This window comes from Rhizobium sp. RM, assembly GCF_013390595.1.
GTDB lineage: Bacteria > Pseudomonadota > Alphaproteobacteria > Rhizobiales > Rhizobiaceae > Agrobacterium.
The window spans coordinates 262,846-278,693 of record NZ_JACAWV010000007.1 but is presented as its reverse complement, the minus strand read 5'-3'; the positions used below and the strand labels follow the sequence as shown (position 1 = coordinate 278,693).

The following is a 15,848-nucleotide window of genomic DNA, read 5'->3' as shown; positions in this document are numbered from 1 at the left end:
TCCGGTTTGACCGGCCCCTTGGGTATCGTTGAATGAGTACCGTTGAAGCGAACACCAAGGCGAGGCGGCGCGGCAAAAGCCGCGCCAACGCCCGCCTGAAAGCTGTCCTTGGCTTTTCCCTCACCGTCATCACCACTTTTTTGGGGTTGCTGGCGGTGACATTTTTCATTGGCCGCGTCGTCCCGATCGATCCGGCGCTGGCAATTGTCGGCGATCGTGCGCCTGCCCACGTCGTGGAACGGGTGCGGGAGCAGCTCGGCCTTAACCTGCCGCTCTGGCAGCAGTTTTTCATCTATCTCAAACAAGCGCTCTCGGGTGATTTTGGTACATCTGTGTTGACCACCAATCCGGTCATGCAGGATATCAAGCGCGTTTTCCCTGCGACCATTGAGCTTGCGACACTCGGCACGATTATCGGCTCGGTGTTCGGTATCCCGCTTGGCGTCCTTGCGGCCGTCAAACGCGGCAGTCTCGCCGACCAGATCGTTCGTGTCATTGGCCTTATCGGCTATTCCGTACCGATCTTCTGGCTTGGCCTTCTCGCGTTGCTGGTTTTTTACGCACGTTTGCAGTGGGTCGCCTATCCCGGACGGATGGATATCGTCTACGAATTCACCTTCACGCCCGTCACGGGCTTCTTTCTGATCGATGCCATCTGGCAACGGCAATGGGACGTTTTGTGGGATCTCTTCCGCCACATCATTCTGCCCGCCTGTCTGCTCGGTTACTTTTCGCTTGCTTATATCAGCCGCATGACCCGGTCCTTCATGCTGAATGAACTGAGCCAGGAGTATATCGTGGCGGCACGGGCCAAAGGTCTGTCGGAAACACGCATCATCTGGTTCCACGCGCTGCGCAATGCTGCCGTGCCATTGGTGACCGTCATTGCGCTGTCCTACGCCGGCCTTCTTGAAGGTTCGGTCCTTACCGAAACCATTTTTGCCTGGCCGGGGCTTGGTCTTTACATCACCAATTCCTTGCAGAACGCGGACATGAATGCCGTACTCGGTGGCACGATCGTAATCGGCGCCATTTTCGTCGGCATCAATCTTTTCTCCGACCTGCTTTACAGGACACTTGATCCGAGGACGCGAAGCCGATGACGACTTCGATCGAAACGTTAAAACCCTACAGCCGTGCATGGCTGCTTTCTGACCGGCCGGTGTCTCGCAAGCAGGCAAGGCTTGGCCGTGCATACGTCATCTGGCGGCGGTTTTCGGAAAACAGGCTGGCGCTTCTTGGCCTGGGCATCATCCTCGCACTGCTGTTTGTTGCTTTGTTTGCAGATGTGCTGGCGCCCCACAACCCGGTGCAGGGTGATCTCCGTAACGCCCGGCTTCTCCCACCCGGCACAGAAGGTTACTGGCTTGGAACGGATGATCAGGGACGCGATATTCTTTCACGTCTTATTCATGGCTCGCGATTGACGCTCTTTGTCGTTCTTCTTGTTGCAGTTATTGCCGCTCCAGTCGGCCTGATCGTCGGCACCGTCTCCGGTTATGCCGGGGGGTGGGTCGACGCGCTGCTGATGCGCATCACCGATATCTTCCTTGCATTTCCGAAACTGGTTCTGGCGCTGGCGTTGGTTGCGGCCCTCGGACCCGGCATCGAAAACGCGGTTTTGGCGATTGCGCTTACCTCCTGGCCGCCTTACGCCCGTATTGCCCGAGCCGAAACGATGACGTTCCGTAATTCGGATTTCATCGCGGCAGTGAAACTGATGGGGGCATCGCCATTGCGCATCGTCCTGAAACACGTCATGCCGCTTTGCCTGTCTTCATTGATCGTGCGTGTCACTCTCGACATGGCAGGCATTATCCTGACGGCAGCGGGACTAGGATTCCTTGGTTTAGGTGCTCAGCCGCCGCTTCCTGAATGGGGTGCGATGATTGCTTCGGGTCGCCGTTTCATTCTCGATCAATGGTGGGTGGCAGCCATGCCGGGGGCCGCGATCTTGATCGTCAGCCTCGGTTTCAACCTTTTGGGTGACGGTTTGCGCGATGCACTCGATCCAAAGGAGGCGGGCCAATGAGTACACCGCTTCTGACCGTCGATAATCTGCGTGTCAGCTTCCCCACTCGAACCGGGCTTGTGGAAGCGGTTCGCGGTGTTTCCTTCACACTCGGGCGAGAACGCCTTGGTATTGTTGGGGAATCTGGATCTGGGAAATCGCAGACCGGCCGTGCGATTATGGGTCTGACACCGAAAAGCGCGCGCATCGAAGCCGACGCCTTGCGCTTTGGTGATATTGATCTGTTGCGTGTCTCGGCTAAGGACCGGCGCATCATGCGCGGCAAGCGCATCGCGATGATCCTTCAAGATCCGAAATACTCGCTGAACCCGGTGATGACAATCGGTCGGCAGATTGTCGAGACGCTTCGTACCCATGAGAGGATCGGTGCTTCGGATGCCCGTAAGCGCACACTCGATATGCTGGAAGCCGTGCAGATTCGCGATCCCGAACGCGTGTTTGATCTTTATCCGCACGAAGTCTCCGGCGGCATGGGGCAACGTGTTATGATTGCCATGATGCTGGTATGCGGGCCCGAATTGCTGATAGCCGACGAGCCGACGTCGGCGCTCGATGTCACGGTCCAGCTTGAAGTGCTCGACATTCTCGACAAGCTGGTTCGCGATCGCGGTATGGGGCTTGTTTTTGTCAGCCACGACTTGCGACTGGTTTCCTCGTTCTGCGACCGCGTGCTGGTCATGTATGCGGGGAAGGTCGTTGAGGAATTGTCGTCTGCCAATCTGAAGGACGCGAAGCATCCGTATACGCAGGGTTTGTTGAACTGCCTGCCACAGATAGGTGGTCATCGTCATCCGCTGCCCGTTCTGGATCGCAAGCCGGAGTGGCGCGCATGACAACTGTTCTTTCTGTTCGTGACATGGTCGTCGATTTCGACGGCTATCTGGCGCTCGATCACGTCAGCCTTGATGTTGCGCAAGGTGAATCCTTCGGTATCGTTGGTGAATCCGGTTCTGGGAAATCAACGCTTTTGCGAGCAGTCGCCGGTCTCAACCACTTCGAAAGCGGTACCTTGATGGTCGAGGGGCGCTCTTACTCCGGCAAACGCCGTGACAAGAGTTTCTACCGCGATGTGCAGATGGTGTTCCAGGACCCTTACGGGTCGCTGCATCCCCGCCAGACGGTTGATGCCCTGTTGCTCGAGCCGCTACTTATCCATGGTCTCGAAAACCGTGAACAGCGGATTTCGCGGGCGTTGGATGAGGTGGGCTTGGGGTCTGGTTTCCGCTTTCGCTATTCACACCAGCTTTCAGGAGGACAGCGCCAGCGTATTGCCATCGCGCGTGCGTTGATTGTCGAACCAAAGGTGCTCTTGCTGGACGAACCGACATCGGCGCTGGACGCATCCATTCAGGCGGAAATCCTCAATCTTTTGGAACAGGCCCGGAAAGACCGTAACCTCACCTTCGTCATGGTGAGCCACGACCTCGGTGTTATCAGCCATATGTGCGACCGTCTTGCCGTCATGAAAAGCGGTCAAGTCGTGGAAATGCTGGCAGCAGAAGCTCTTGAAAGCCGCGATTTCACCGCAGACTATACCCGCCAACTGCTGGTCGCCAGCGAGGGCTTCAAGCGCGATTGACGGGACGCTACGGTCTCACCAATGAAATTCCCTGCCGTTCCGGCTGAGCGCTGAAGCGGTGGGGCCAGTCGGATCGAGGCAAGGTATCAAACCATGCAATTGCGCGCGTTGATGTATTTCGATGAGCTTGTTCGCACCAACTCCATGCGTGCGGCAGCCGAAAATCTTAACGTGGCGCCGACAGCCGTCAGCCGGCAAATCGAAAATCTTGAGTATTATTTTGGCTCCCCTCTCGTGGAGCGCTCCAGTCGCGGCGTGAAGTTGACCGCAGCGGGTGAATTGCTGGCCGCACGGGCAGGCAAGACCCTCCGCGAACTCGATCACGTTCATCAGCTCATTGATGATCTCAAGGGACTTCAGCGAGGACGCGTCACGATCTATGCAAACGGCGCGACGGTGGCCAACCTGTTGGCGCCAGTTCTGGCGCAATTCTCGCTAAAGTACCCGAAGCTTCGCTTTGAGGTCCACATCACCAGCGCGCGTCAGGCAATGGATGCTCTCGGCTCGGCAGAAGCCGATCTTGTTGTCGGGCTATTCGCACCCAAAGTTTCAGGCGTGAAAGTTCGCTCACGTACCCGTATCAGTTACGATGTGATCTTGCCGGTGGGACATCCGCTGGCGGATAAGCTGGAGATTTCTCTGAAGGAACTTGCTGAACTTCCGCTTGCACTGCCGGACAAGAGCTTCGCTGCCCGCCAGGCATTCGAAGCACTGTTTTTTGATGCCGGCGTAGAACTTGATCCAGTCTTCATCACCAGTTCATTGGAGATGCTGAAGGAACTTGTCCTTGGCAACGCCGCTGCCACGCTTCTGCCGGCTTTGTCGGTCGCCCGTGAGATCCGCAGCGGTCAGATGATTGCGGTTCCGCTCGCTGGCAAGAAGGGCATTCATACCCATATCGAACTCTGTGTGGCGCCCGACCGGCAACTGTCTTTTGCGGCCTCAAAACTTGCAGATTTTATAGAACGCTTCATGCGCGACGCGACAGCCGCTTAGCCGGTTCCGATCAAAAGCGAATATCCGTGAAACTAATTCTCTCGTTCCCTCGTCTGTTGCTCCGCCCCTTTTGATCGGGCGCCGGGCCTTGTAAGGCGCAGTCCGCGCCTGGGCTTCAGGCAGGAGGAGAATTTATCATGTCAAGTCTCGCAATCCGTCTCGCCGTCTGTGCAGCCGTCATCGTGATGGCTGGTACAAGTACGTTCGCCGCAAATTCCAAGGTTGGAGGCGCGGCGATGTTTGAAGACAAAAACATTGTCGAAAACGCTAGCCAATCGAAAGATCACACAACTCTGGTCGCTGCGGTGAAAGCTGCCGGCCTTGTCGACACCTTGGCCGGGAAAGGGCCGTTCACTGTGTTCGCTCCGACCAATGAGGCGTTCGCAGCACTGCCAAAAGGCACGGTCGACACACTTCTCAAACCGGAAAACAAGGCGCAACTCACCAAGGTCTTGACCTGCCACGTTGTCGCTGCCGATGCCATGTCTGCTGCCATCGAGAAAATGATCATGGATGACAATGGGACACATGACGTCAAGACGGTCGGTGGCTGTGTACTGAAGGCGAAAAGCAGCATGGGCAAGATCACGTTGACGGACGAGAATGGCAATGTTGCCAATGTGACGATCGCTGACGTCAAACAATCAAATGGCGTGATCCATGTCATCGACAAGGTTCTTTTGCCGAAGATGTAACCGAAATTATTTTGCCGGGAAGCCGCTCTGCTGAGCGGCTTCTTCATGGCAACGGATGATGGAAGGCGGACTTTGCCCGCCATTTGTGGGGTGAATCACATTGCCGGCAAGATCGTGATGTCGCGGATATCCGTTTCAAGTCCGCTCACCGCACCCACCTCAGTTGCTGCGCCACTTTCGAGATTGACGGTGTAAAGCGTTTTGTTCGCGATCAGGTAGGCGGTGTTCTTGCCGCCGTCCAGTCCTTGGACGTCGAAGGCGTAGGTCGCGGGCATATCCTTGATCCCAAGTTTGCCAATTGCTTTCAGCGTACCGTCATTCGGTTTCGTCTGCTGGATCAGTGCACCGATCTTGGCATCGATGTTGTACATCGCGGTCTTTTCCGGCTTGCCGATGGAGTTTGTGTAGGCCGCGGCGACGATTACGGGTGTCTCGCCCTTATGCATGTCGCCGTCTTCGTAGGCAAGCGAACCATCGACCGTCACGGCACCTGTGTCGGGGTGAACCCGGTGGTTTGTTGTGCCGGTCATCAAGCGCAGGCGGTCTGCCATCGGATTGAAATCGACGACGACAGGTGCCTCTGCCACCGTCAGCATCTTGTCCATTTTGGCAACTTCCGTCGCAGCACCGCTGCTAAGGTCGATGGTGACGATCCTGTGGTCGGGGGTGACGCCGACGACAGTCTTGTTTCCTGGCCGGAAATCGATACCAACCAGCTTATCAACACCAGTTACATCCATCGTCTTGCTGACGGCAGGCTTTTCCGTGTCGAACATGACAAGTGTCTTGTCTCCGGTCAGGCCAAGAACAGGGGCTGCTGACGCAGCAGCTGCGGAAAGTGTAAGTGCGGCAGTGGAGGCGATCAACGCGAAACGAAAGGTGTTCATATCTATCTCCCTTGGTTGGTTCATGAGAAGCTGTCCGGCGTGCGCCATTTTGGTGCTTCCAGTCTTAAGACACAGGAGAGGGGGGACTTGGATGCAGCGTTTAAAATTTTTTCTCGTGCATCCGAATGGCATCTCGAAACGTATAGGTTACAAATGGTTTAGGTCGTGGAGGCAGGGGAGATTGTGCGATACATGCTGGTAGGATCGGCGCCGGAGGAACTTGAAGTCGCGCTCTTGGCCTGTGCTAGGGGAGAGCGCGCGGGCTTGAAGCTGATCTATGATCGGGAGGCGGGACGCCTGGTTGCGGTCGCCGAGCGTATCGTGCGCCGCCGTGATCTGGCCGAGGAGATCGTTCAAGAGGCGTTTATCCGGATATGGACGCACGCGCATCAGTTCACACCGGAGCGCGGCTCGGCGCGAGGCTGGATCTACGCCATTGTTCGCAATCGGGCGCTCAATGTCCTGCGTGACGGCAAGCGTGAATTTACAGAAGAAGACATCGAGGCACTGCAGGATGCCGAGCAGGAGCATGAGGTCATGGCGGCATGGCAAAGGCTTGATCGGCAGTCGAGGTTACGTGAGTGTCTATCCTCTCTTGAAGACATAAAACGGCGCGGCATCCTGATGGCCTACATCGGTGGTTATACCCATGGCGAAATTGCAGGTCGGCTGAAAATCCCCCTCGGCACGGCAAAATCCTGGATCAGGCGTGGCCTTTTGATGCTTCGGGAGTGCATGGCATGAAGATCGACCGAATGGACATGCCTGTTCTGGCTGATGAATACGTGCTTGGTTTGCTGGATCGCGCCGAGGCGATCGAAATCGAGGCAGCTATGGAAACGGATGCCGAACTAATGGCGGCAGTGGCGGCAAGTCGCGACCGGTTTCTTCCGCTTGACACAACGGCGGAGCCCGTTGCCATTGGCGACGGACTGTGGACGAAGATCGCGGGTTCACTGCCGCCTCAGGTCACATCCTCCAAGTCAGCCGTAACACCTCCCGCCAATCAAAACAGCAAGAGCCGTTGGCGCGCCGCTGCCATTTCCGCTATGGCCGCTTGCGTGTTTCTTTCCGTAGGGCTGGCGCTCAGCCTGATGCGAACGGTCGAGCCGCTGGTCATTGCGGTTCTCGTGAATGAGGCAGGTGAGGTGCAGGCTGTTGTTGAGGATTTTGGAAACGAGAATGCCAGCGTCAGGCTTCTGGCGGATTTCACGGTTCCCGATGACAAGATGATCCAGGTCTGGACGCTGCCGTCGCGTGACATGGGCCCGGTGTCACTTGGCCTGATCGAGAATGCACGCTCCGTCAGCCTTACCGGGCCTGCTTTGCCGAGGCCACAAAACGGGCAACTCTACGAGCTGACCCTCGAAAATGCGGGAGGGTCACCAACTGGCCGTCCGACAGGCCCCATCCTTGCGAAAGGCTTTGCAAAAATGCCGCGTTGACCTCGCGGCGCGGGGTTTGTTTTCCATGATTTATCGTGTAGCGATTTCGGCAACGCACCGCACACAAAATTGACGATTGTGTGTGCGCATGCAACATGACACTGTTTTTGCAACGGGCGGTTTGGAAAGGGCAAAAATGCCTCGGCCGCTAGACAGGGGACATTGATGCTACGCGACTATTTCTCGCATTCGATGAATGTGACGCGGCGTGCCGCGCTGATGCTGGCGCTCGGAACGGCACTCGCCTTACCTTTTTCAACTGATAATGCGGAGGCTGCGCCGAAGAACACCCTCGTTCTGGGCATGGCCGTCGAACCTGCAGGTCTCGACCCCAGTATTGCAGCGCCTGTCGCCATCGGTCAGGTCACCTGGCAGAACGTGTTCGAGGGCCTCGTCACGATCGACAACAAGGGCAAGGTTAAGCCACAACTCGCTGAGAGCTGGGAGATTTCTCCCGATGGCAAGACATATACGTTCAAGTTGCGTCAGGGCGTGACCTTCCACGACGGGGAAGCATTCGATTCATCCGTCGCCAAATTCTCGCTTGATCGTGCTCGTGGCGATGCTTCCGTCAATCCGCAAAAGCGGTTCTTTGCGTCGATCGACAGCATTGAGACGCCCGACGCGGCAACGCTTGTGTTGAAACTCAAACAGCCTGCAGGCAGCCTCATTTATTGGCTCGGCTGGCCAGCCTCCGTCATGGTTGCGCCGAAGAGCGCTGACAACAACAAGACAACGCCTGTCGGCACCGGCCCGTTCAAATTCGCAAGCTGGGCCAAAGGTGACAAGATCGAGTTGGAAAAAAATCCCGCCTATTGGGATAAGGCAGTCTCGGTGAAGCTTGAAAAGGCCACCTTCCGTTTCGTAACCGACCCGCAGGCACAGGCCGCAGCCTTGAAGTCGGGTGACATCGACGCTTTTCCGGAGTTCGGTGCGCCCGAACTGATGTCGTCCTTCGATGGCGATGCGCGCCTCGGCACCTTCGTCGGCAATACCGAACTGAAGGTGGTTGCAGGCATGAATAGCACCCGCAAACCCTTTGACGACAAACGTGTCCGTCAGGCTCTGATGATGGCGGTCGATCGTAGCACGGTCATTGAAGGTGCCTGGTCAGGCTTTGGCACAGCCATCGGCAGCCATTACACACCCAACGATCGCGGTTATATCGATACCACGGGTGTTCACCCTTACGACGTGGACAAGGCCAGGGCTCTGTTGGCCGAAGCTGGTTATCCGGACGGTTTTAGTTTCACGATCAAAGCTCCGCAGATGGCCTATGCTCAGCGCACCTCTCAGATCTTGCAGGCCATGCTTGCCGAGATTGGTGTTACGATGAACATCGAAACCACCGAGTTTCCGGCGAAATGGGTGGCGGATGTTCTGAAGGGCGCCGACTACGACATGACGATCGTTGCGCATGCCGAGCCGATGGACATCGATATCTATTCGCGTGATCCCTACTATTTCAACTACAAGAACCCGGCCTTCAACGAGCTTGTCAAGAATGTCGAGCTGACTTCTGACGCAAGCGAGCAGGAAAGGCTCTACGGTGAAGCGCAGAAAATTCTCGCTGAAGATGTGCCCGCTCTTTATCTGTTCGTCATGCCCAAGCTTGGCGTATGGGACAAGAAGATCAAAGGGTTGTGGGAGAACGAGCCGATCCCGTCCAACGTCTTGACCGACGTTCATTGGGAAGAGTGAGCATCTACAGACGCGGGCTGGATCTGTCGTCCCGCCGGTGAACACGTTTCGCCAACAGAGCCTTGTCAGCCCAATAAACCGGGCTGACCGGGTTTCGGCTCAAGGCCGGAAAAATTGATATCGGCGGGCGGACAGCCCGTAGTAAATGGAAATGCTTGAGAGGACACACAGCCGATGATTGCCGTCATTCTGCGGCGCCTTGCCAGCCTCATCATTACGCTGTTTGCGGTGTCGCTCATCATCTACGTCGTCATGGGGTTACTTCCGGGTGATCCGGCTGCCATTATGCTTGGCACCTCCGCCAGCCCAGATACGCTGGCAGCGCTTCAGAAACAGATGGGTCTCGATCAACCACTTGCCTTGCGGTACCTTCATTGGCTCGTTGCCGTCTTCCGTGGTGATCTTGGCCAGTCCTATACATATGGCGTCCCGGTTGCCGGCCTGATCCTTGAACGGCTTGCCGTAACATTGCCGCTTGCCTTGATGGCTGTCTGCCTGTCCATTCTCATCGCTATCCCGCTTGGTGTGGCTGCGGCACGCAACCGCAACGGTGTCGTCGATTTCGGTGCCGGTCTTTTCTCGCATGTCGGAATTGCAGTTCCGGGATTTTGGGTCGGCCTGCTCCTGATCCTTGTGTTTTCGACAATGCTGGGCTGGATGCCTTCAGGCGGATTTCCGGGCTGGCAGGCAGGTTTCGGCGTGGCATTCACGGCGCTGGTGTTGCCTGCTGTCGCCCTGGCGCTTTCGCAGGCCGGCGTCCTGACACGCGTTTGCCGTTCTGCGGTTCTGGAAGTGATGAATGAGGACTTTGTGCGTACGGCGCGTGCCAAGGGACTGAGTGAGCGAGTGGCACTTTGGCGCCACGCGGTACCAAACGCGATGATCCCGGTCGTTACCATGATTGGCCTGCAATTCACGTTTCTGATTGCCGGTGCAGTCCTGGTGGAAAATGTCTTCAATCTGCCAGGACTGGGGCGGCTTGCCTATCAGGCACTTACCCAGCGCGACATCGTCGTCATGCAGGCGGTTGTGCTGTTCTTCTCCGGCCTTGTCATCGTCATGAACTTCGTTGTTGATATCGCCTATCTGTTCATCGATCCGCGGCTGCGGGCAGGTGCACTATGATGAAAATGATCAGCAGGCGCCCCGCCTTCGTTCTTGGTGTGACCGTTACCGCGCTCCTGGTGGCAATTGCGCTTCTCTCCCTTGTCTGGACACCGGTTTCGCCGACCAAGATGCAGATCGTCCAGAAACTCAAGTCTCCTGTTTCCTACGGTGGTCTCGGTACAGACCATTTTGGTCGTGACGTTCTTTCCATGCTCATGGTTGGCGCATGGAATTCACTGTCGACTGCTGTTGCCGCTGTCGCCATTGGAGCATTTATCGGTACATTGTTGGGCGTAACAGTCGCGGCCGTTCGTGGCGTCACAGAAACAGTGGTCATGCGGATCTGCGATATCATCTTCGCGCTGCCGCCGATCCTGTCTGCGATGATGCTCGGCGCTTTTATCGGGACCGGCCGTTTCACCGCCATCATTGCAATCGCGACTTTCATGGTGCCCGTCTTTGCCCGCCTCACGCTCGGTGCAGCCTTGCAGATATGGGCGCGTGAATATGTCACTGCAGCAACCAGCATCGGCCAAAACAGGGCAAAGATATCGCTTTTCCATATCGTGCCCAACATCTCCAACCAGATCATTGTTCAGGTGACGATACAGCTCGGTCTTGCCATTCTTACCGAGGCAGGGCTGTCCTTCCTCGGGCTCGGCATGCCGCCACCGGCGGCGACATGGGGACGCATGCTCGCTGATGCACAGACCTATCTCGGTGTCGCTCCGTGGCTTGCCGTCATGCCGGGTCTTGCGATTGCCCTTGCCGTTTTCGGCTTCAATCTTCTCGGTGACGGTCTTCGCGACCTTCTTGACCCGCGCGATACAAGTTGAGGGCGGCGCAGCCACGCGCATTTCACTCCATATCCCCGTATGATTTTGACGAGACGAAGCACATGACCGATCTCCATCAACTCAACACGCTCGAAATTCTGGCGCTCTACGCCGAGAAAAAGCTGTCACCGTCGGAATATTGGCAATCGGTAGAAGCACGGATAGCGGCGTTCGAGCCAGTGGTGAATGCGCTTTATGCCTATGATCCGGAGGATGCTCAAAAACAGGCTGCAGCATCCACCGACCGTTGGCAAAAGGGCGAAACAGTCGGGCCACTTGACGGAATTCCGGTATCACTCAAAGAGTTGATCGCCACCAAGGGCCAGCCGATACCGCTCGGTACCAAGGCCGTGGAACTGGTGCCTGCGGCCGAGGACGCTCCGGTCGCTGCGCGTTGCCGCGAGGATGGAGCCATCATTTACGCAAAGACGACATGCCCCGACTACGGCATGCTGTCATCTGGCCTGTCCAGCTTCCACAAGTTAAGCCGAAATCCGTGGGACCCAAGCCAAAACCCGGGTGGTTCAAGCGCAGGCGCAGCCTCTGCCGGCGCAGCCAGCTACGGCACGCTGCATATCGGCACGGACATCGGAGGGTCGGTGCGCCTGCCTGCGGGGTGGACCGGTCTGTTCGGCTTCAAGCCAAGCCAGGGCCGCATTCCAGTTGACCCCTATTATACCGGTCGCTGTGCCGGTCCTATGACGCGTAGCGTTGTGGACAGTGCTTACGCCATGGCGACACTTTCTCGCCCGGACTGGCGTGATGGTACATCATTGCCGCCCAATGATATCAACTGGATGGACCTTGATGTTGATGTAAAGGGTCTCAAGATCGGACTGATGCTGGATGCCGGTTGTGGATTGGCCGTCGATGTCGAAGTGCGCGAGGCAGTCCTGGCTGCTGCAAAACTGTTCGAGGCGGCGGGTGCGATCGTCGTTCCGGTTGAGCCGGTTCTGACACGGGATATGCTGGATGGGCTTGACGACTTCTGGCGCGCAAAGTTCTGGGGCGATATTGTCACCCTGAGCGATGAGCGGCGCGCTTCAATATTGCCCTATATCCACGAATGGGCTGTCAAGGGAGCGGATGTTTCCGGTGCACGAGCCGTCTTTGGTTTCAACCAGACGATGGAGATGCGCAAAAGCTGCGGACGGTTGATGCAGACGGTCGATGCCGTGATTTCGCCGACAAATCCTATTGTGTCCTATCCTGCCGACTGGGCATCACCCACCAATGATCCGCAACGGCCTTTCGAGCATATCGCCTTCACTGTGCCGTGGAACATGTCAGAGCAACCTGCTTCCTCGATCAATTGCGGATTTTCGACGTCGGGCATGCCTATCGGTTTGCAGATTGTTGGCCCTCGCTACGCTGACCTCCTGGTGCTGAAGCTTTCCAAGGTGTTTGAAGATTGGACCGGTGGTGTGACGAATTGGCCGGAGCCGCCACAGGCGCGCTGATTTGTCATTATTCTGCGTGTAGTAACGTCATAATACCCGCCTCGATGTTCCTCCTGTTAGCTTGCTCCAGGCATTCTTACGGGAGGAACATTCATGCCGAAAAAGATACTGATGATCGTTGGCGATTTCGCCGAAGATTACGAAACGATGGTTCCCTTTCAGACCCTTCTGGCTGTAGGTCATACCGTTCACGCCGCTTGCCCCGGAAAAAAGGTGGGCCAGTCCATCGCCACCGCCATCCATGATTTCGAAGGTGACCAGACCTACACGGAAAAGCGTGGCCATAATTTTGCGCTCAACGCGACTTTCTCTGAGATCAAGGTGGCTGATTACGACGCGCTTGTTATTCCAGGGGGGCGTGCGCCGGAGTATCTGCGCCTCAATGCGGATGTTCTCTCTGCGGTTAAACATTTCTTCGAAACGGATAAGCCGGTTGCCGCTGTTTGTCATGGCGCGCAATTGCTGGCGGCCGCGAACGTTCTGAAAGGGCGCACATGTTCAGCCTATCCGGCCTGTCGCCCCGAGGTTGAGCTTGCCGGCGGTACATATGCTGATATCGCCATCGATGCGGCTGTCACCGATGGCAAGCTGGTAACGGCACCTGCCTGGCCGGCTCATCCGGCGTGGCTCCGCCAGTTCATGACCGTTCTCGGTCAATAGACACGCGTCGGAACAGGGCTTTTACCGGCGCTGTTTCCCGTTTATCGTTCAGACTATGGTGAGGGAGGAAACCATGTGCAAGCTGTTCATCAAGGCAGATCCAGTGCTTTGGGAAAGCCACACCCGTTCGCTGCGGATTGATGGAATGGTCACAAGCGTCAGGCTTGAGAATTTCTTCTGGACGACACTGGATGAAATCGCCCGCAGGGACGGCATGAACAGTGTTCAGCTCATTGCCAAGCTTTACAATGAATCGATTGATGCGGGGCATGACCTCGGAAACTTTACCTCGTTCCTGCGGGTCTGTTGCGGTCGCTATCTTGCCCTGCAGCTATCCGGTGATATTCCGGCTCGCACCGATGTCGCGATCGCGGGACTGGACGCCGACAGCATTCTTGATTCCGAAAAGATCAATTACCACTGAGCGGCGGAGACGATGCGGCGCCGACAAGCGCCGCATCTGTTGCTCAGTTTTTCAGCGCGCGAGGGTCCAAGGCGTCTCGCACTGCATCACCGATATAGTTGACGCTCAGCACTGTGAGTGAGATCGCAAGTCCTGGCCACAGGACACGGGACGGGGTGAGCTGGAGGAAGTTTGCTCCATCAAACAACAGTCGTCCCCATGTCGGAAAGTCGGATGGGAAGCCAAGACCGAGAAAGGACAAAGCCGATTCCGTGATGATTGCCGAAGCGATGCCAAGTGTTGCCGACACCATGATGGAGCTCAGGACGTTTGGCAGGATATGGCGCAGGATGATGCGGTACTCGCGCATGCCGCTCGACTTTGCTGCCAGAATGAACTCCTGGTTCTTGATTGTCAGCACATCGCCGCGAACGATACGTGCCGTGTGCATCCAGCTCGTTATTCCGATGACGAAAACGATCAGGATGAATATCCCGCTTTCCGGGCCGAATGCCGCCCGCAGCGTGTCGCGAAACAGCATGATGATGACCAGCAGCAGAGGCAAAAGCGGCAGCGCCAGAAACAGATCGGTGAGGCGCATGAGTGGGCCGTCCAATCTGCGGAAGTAACCCGACAGCACGCCCACCAGTGTACCCAGTACAAGTGCCAGCAGCATGGCGGTGATGCCAACCGCAAGCGAGATACGCCCACCAGCCAGGACTTGTGCGAGCATGTCCTTGCCAAGGTTGTCTGTCCCGAACGGGTGAGCCAGCGAGGGCCACTGGTTGCGGTCCTTCACATTGAGCGCATTGGGCGCGACCGTGTGAATATAAGGACCCACATAGACGGCAAGCAGAATGAACACAAAGACAATCAGTCCAACGACGCCGCCCTTGTGAGCCCTGAACTGTTTCCAGATATCGGCCAACGCTGATTGTGTTGGAGTGGCGGCAACGGCTGGCGCTGCAACGGTGGCGTCAGTCATAGCGTATCCTCGGGTCAAGAATGCCGTAAAGAACGTCAGCGATCAGATTGAAAAGCACGATCAGCACGGCAAATATGAAGGTCAATGTCTGCACGAGCGGGATATCTGCACCCTGCACTGCGGTGATCAGCAGTTGACCAAGGCCGTTCACGCGGAAGATCTGCTCGGTGATGATTGCCCCCGAGAAGATTGTCGGAACGCCGAGTGCGATGACGGTAACAACCGGAATGAGACTGTTTCGCAAGACGTGTACCAACAGAACGGCCTTTTCCTTTACACCCTTTGCTCTGGCTGTGCGGACATAGTCCTGATGCAGGTTGTCAAGCATGGAGGCTCGTACAAAGCGGCTGATCTGTGAGACGTTGTAGAGCGTCAGCACCATCACTGGCAGGAACATCTGCTTTACCTGCGCAACGAAGCTTGCCCAGTCCGTGACCCTAAGGTTCGTATCGTAAACGGATGGGAACCACTGCAGATTGGAACTGAAGATGACGACAAGCAGGACACCTGTGAAAAAGGTCGGAACCGAATAACCGACCATTGAAACGAAGGTGCCGATCTGATCGAAAATCGAGTATTGCTTGTAGGCGGAGATCACGCCGATCGGGATCGCCAGCAATGCCCCGAACAGGTAGGCAAGTCCAACAACCCACAAGGTCTGCGGCATGCGCTGGATGACGAGGTCAACAACGGGGCTTCGGGTTGCCCAGGATAAGACGCGAGTGCGGTTGCCGTCACCGATTTGCCAGCCTGTGAGCTGTTCGAAGAGGTTGAGCGGTTCGTTGATGAAGAATTGTTGCAGCCACAAGAGGTAGCGGATCAGGAAGGGCTGATCGAGACCAAGGGAAGCCCGGATCTGTTCGCGAACTTCTGGTGGGATCGTAAGCGGCAGATCGCCGGTCGGATCGTTGGGCGCCAGATCCAGCAGTGCGAAAATCACAAAGCTGATAACGAGAAGCGTCGGCACGGCAAAAAGAAGCCGTCGGAGCGTAAAAGTAAACATCGGAAAGTCTCCAGACCTTCAAGGAAATGCAAAGCGCCGGCACCCCATTGGGAAAGCCG

17 protein-coding genes are annotated in these 15,848 nt (G+C 56.6%); 14 read left to right on the top strand and 3 right to left on the bottom strand.

Annotation, left to right across the window (positions count from 1 at the left end; genetic code table 11):
• The first annotated feature begins 32 nt into the window (after positions 1–32).
• The 6 genes from HWX89_RS05920 to HWX89_RS05895 all read left to right on the top strand — a co-directional run bounded on the left by HWX89_RS05920 (position 33) and on the right by HWX89_RS05895 (position 5,302).
• Positions 33–1,103, top strand: a complete 1,071-nt coding sequence (locus HWX89_RS05920) for an ABC transporter permease (protein ID WP_138793457.1) — start codon at positions 33–35, stop codon at positions 1,101–1,103.
• Complete coding sequence (locus tag HWX89_RS05915; RefSeq protein ID WP_138793456.1) at positions 1,100–2,032, top strand: ABC transporter permease; 933 nt, start codon at positions 1,100–1,102, stop codon at positions 2,030–2,032. Before HWX89_RS05920 ends, HWX89_RS05915 begins: the two co-directional genes overlap by 4 nt.
• Positions 2,029–2,865 carry an ABC transporter ATP-binding protein gene (locus HWX89_RS05910; protein WP_138793455.1) on the top strand — a complete coding sequence of 279 codons (837 nt, stop codon included), beginning with the start codon at positions 2,029–2,031 and terminating at the stop codon, positions 2,863–2,865. Before HWX89_RS05915 ends, HWX89_RS05910 begins: the two co-directional genes overlap by 4 nt.
• Positions 2,862–3,611: an ABC transporter ATP-binding protein gene (locus HWX89_RS05905; protein WP_138793454.1), complete on the top strand. Its 750-nt coding sequence runs from the start codon at positions 2,862–2,864 to the stop codon at positions 3,609–3,611. The genes HWX89_RS05910 and HWX89_RS05905 overlap by 4 nt, the downstream gene beginning before the upstream one ends.
• Positions 3,612–3,704: 93 nt before the next feature.
• Positions 3,705–4,607: a LysR family transcriptional regulator gene (locus HWX89_RS05900; RefSeq protein ID WP_138793453.1), complete on the top strand. Its 903-nt coding sequence runs from the start codon at positions 3,705–3,707 to the stop codon at positions 4,605–4,607.
• Between the two features lie 137 nt (positions 4,608–4,744).
• Entirely contained in the window at positions 4,745–5,302 is a 558-nt protein-coding gene (locus tag HWX89_RS05895; protein ID WP_138793452.1) for a fasciclin domain-containing protein, read from the top strand.
• 95 nt (positions 5,303–5,397) lie between these two features.
• Here HWX89_RS05895 and HWX89_RS05890 read toward each other — a convergent pair whose 3' ends face one another.
• The gene (locus HWX89_RS05890) at positions 5,398–6,189 is read right to left on the bottom strand and encodes a DUF4394 domain-containing protein (RefSeq protein WP_178340639.1); all 792 of its coding nucleotides are present in this window, start codon (positions 6,187–6,189) and stop codon (positions 5,398–5,400) included.
• 192 nt (positions 6,190–6,381) lie between these two features.
• Here HWX89_RS05890 and HWX89_RS05885 point away from each other — a divergent pair, with 192 nt between their 5' ends.
• The 8 genes from HWX89_RS05885 to HWX89_RS05850 all read left to right on the top strand — a co-directional run bounded on the left by HWX89_RS05885 (position 6,382) and on the right by HWX89_RS05850 (position 13,822).
• Positions 6,382–6,933, top strand: a complete 552-nt coding sequence (locus HWX89_RS05885) for a sigma-70 family RNA polymerase sigma factor (RefSeq protein WP_138793450.1) — start codon at positions 6,382–6,384, stop codon at positions 6,931–6,933.
• Positions 6,930–7,634, top strand: a complete 705-nt coding sequence (locus tag HWX89_RS05880) for an anti-sigma factor (RefSeq protein ID WP_138793449.1) — start codon at positions 6,930–6,932, stop codon at positions 7,632–7,634. Before HWX89_RS05885 ends, HWX89_RS05880 begins: the two co-directional genes overlap by 4 nt.
• Before the next feature lie 165 nt (positions 7,635–7,799).
• On the top strand, positions 7,800–9,335 hold the full coding sequence (locus HWX89_RS05875) for an ABC transporter substrate-binding protein (protein WP_138793448.1): 1,536 nt from the start codon (positions 7,800–7,802) through the stop codon (positions 9,333–9,335).
• A 174-nt stretch (positions 9,336–9,509) separates the two neighbouring features.
• Positions 9,510–10,460 (top strand): ABC transporter permease, encoded by a 951-nt coding sequence (locus HWX89_RS05870; RefSeq protein ID WP_138793447.1) that lies wholly within the window; start codon positions 9,510–9,512, stop codon positions 10,458–10,460.
• The gene (locus HWX89_RS05865) at positions 10,457–11,278 is read left to right on the top strand and encodes an ABC transporter permease (RefSeq protein WP_178340638.1); all 822 of its coding nucleotides are present in this window, start codon (positions 10,457–10,459) and stop codon (positions 11,276–11,278) included. The genes HWX89_RS05870 and HWX89_RS05865 overlap by 4 nt, the downstream gene beginning before the upstream one ends.
• 62 nt (positions 11,279–11,340) lie before the next feature.
• On the top strand, positions 11,341–12,738 hold the full coding sequence (locus tag HWX89_RS05860) for an amidase (RefSeq protein ID WP_138793446.1): 1,398 nt from the start codon (positions 11,341–11,343) through the stop codon (positions 12,736–12,738).
• Between the two features lie 93 nt (positions 12,739–12,831).
• Entirely contained in the window at positions 12,832–13,398 is a 567-nt protein-coding gene (locus tag HWX89_RS05855; protein ID WP_178340637.1) for a DJ-1/PfpI family protein, read from the top strand.
• Between the two features lie 73 nt (positions 13,399–13,471).
• Positions 13,472–13,822, top strand: coding sequence for a ribbon-helix-helix domain-containing protein (locus HWX89_RS05850; protein ID WP_138793445.1), 351 nt, complete (start codon positions 13,472–13,474; stop codon positions 13,820–13,822).
• 43 nt (positions 13,823–13,865) lie between these two features.
• On the opposite strand, the gene HWX89_RS05845 is transcribed toward HWX89_RS05850, so the two are convergent.
• Both HWX89_RS05845 and HWX89_RS05840 read right to left on the bottom strand, forming a co-directional pair.
• The gene (locus tag HWX89_RS05845; RefSeq protein WP_138793444.1) at positions 13,866–14,786 is read right to left on the bottom strand and encodes an ABC transporter permease; all 921 of its coding nucleotides are present in this window, start codon (positions 14,784–14,786) and stop codon (positions 13,866–13,868) included.
• Positions 14,779–15,789 carry an ABC transporter permease gene (locus HWX89_RS05840; RefSeq protein WP_138793443.1) on the bottom strand — a complete coding sequence of 337 codons (1,011 nt, stop codon included), beginning with the start codon at positions 15,787–15,789 and terminating at the stop codon, positions 14,779–14,781. Before HWX89_RS05840 ends, HWX89_RS05845 begins: the two co-directional genes overlap by 8 nt.
• Between the last annotated feature and the right edge of the window lie 59 nt (positions 15,790–15,848).

Bases quoted from the DNA above. Each gene is read 5' to 3' on its own strand.
- HWX89_RS05920 (WP_138793457.1), top strand. From the start codon at position 33: ATGAGTACCGTTGAAGCGAACACCAAGGCGAGGCGGCGCGGCAAAAGC.
- HWX89_RS05915 (WP_138793456.1), top strand. From the start codon at position 1,100: ATGACGACTTCGATCGAAACGTTAAAACCCTACAGCCGTGCATGGCTG.
- HWX89_RS05910 (WP_138793455.1), top strand. From the start codon at position 2,029: ATGAGTACACCGCTTCTGACCGTCGATAATCTGCGTGTCAGCTTCCCC.
- HWX89_RS05905 (WP_138793454.1), top strand. From the start codon at position 2,862: ATGACAACTGTTCTTTCTGTTCGTGACATGGTCGTCGATTTCGACGGC.
- HWX89_RS05900 (WP_138793453.1), top strand. From the start codon at position 3,705: ATGCAATTGCGCGCGTTGATGTATTTCGATGAGCTTGTTCGCACCAAC.
- HWX89_RS05895 (WP_138793452.1), top strand. From the start codon at position 4,745: ATGTCAAGTCTCGCAATCCGTCTCGCCGTCTGTGCAGCCGTCATCGTG.
- HWX89_RS05890 (WP_178340639.1), bottom strand. From the start codon at position 6,189: ATGAACACCTTTCGTTTCGCGTTGATCGCCTCCACTGCCGCACTTACA.
- HWX89_RS05885 (WP_138793450.1), top strand. From the start codon at position 6,382: ATGCTGGTAGGATCGGCGCCGGAGGAACTTGAAGTCGCGCTCTTGGCC.
- HWX89_RS05880 (WP_138793449.1), top strand. From the start codon at position 6,930: ATGAAGATCGACCGAATGGACATGCCTGTTCTGGCTGATGAATACGTG.
- HWX89_RS05875 (WP_138793448.1), top strand. From the start codon at position 7,800: ATGCTACGCGACTATTTCTCGCATTCGATGAATGTGACGCGGCGTGCC.
- HWX89_RS05870 (WP_138793447.1), top strand. From the start codon at position 9,510: ATGATTGCCGTCATTCTGCGGCGCCTTGCCAGCCTCATCATTACGCTG.
- HWX89_RS05865 (WP_178340638.1), top strand. From the start codon at position 10,457: ATGATGAAAATGATCAGCAGGCGCCCCGCCTTCGTTCTTGGTGTGACC.
- HWX89_RS05860 (WP_138793446.1), top strand. From the start codon at position 11,341: ATGACCGATCTCCATCAACTCAACACGCTCGAAATTCTGGCGCTCTAC.
- HWX89_RS05855 (WP_178340637.1), top strand. From the start codon at position 12,832: ATGCCGAAAAAGATACTGATGATCGTTGGCGATTTCGCCGAAGATTAC.
- HWX89_RS05850 (WP_138793445.1), top strand. From the start codon at position 13,472: ATGTGCAAGCTGTTCATCAAGGCAGATCCAGTGCTTTGGGAAAGCCAC.
- HWX89_RS05845 (WP_138793444.1), bottom strand. From the start codon at position 14,786: ATGACTGACGCCACCGTTGCAGCGCCAGCCGTTGCCGCCACTCCAACA.
- HWX89_RS05840 (WP_138793443.1), bottom strand. From the start codon at position 15,789: ATGTTTACTTTTACGCTCCGACGGCTTCTTTTTGCCGTGCCGACGCTT.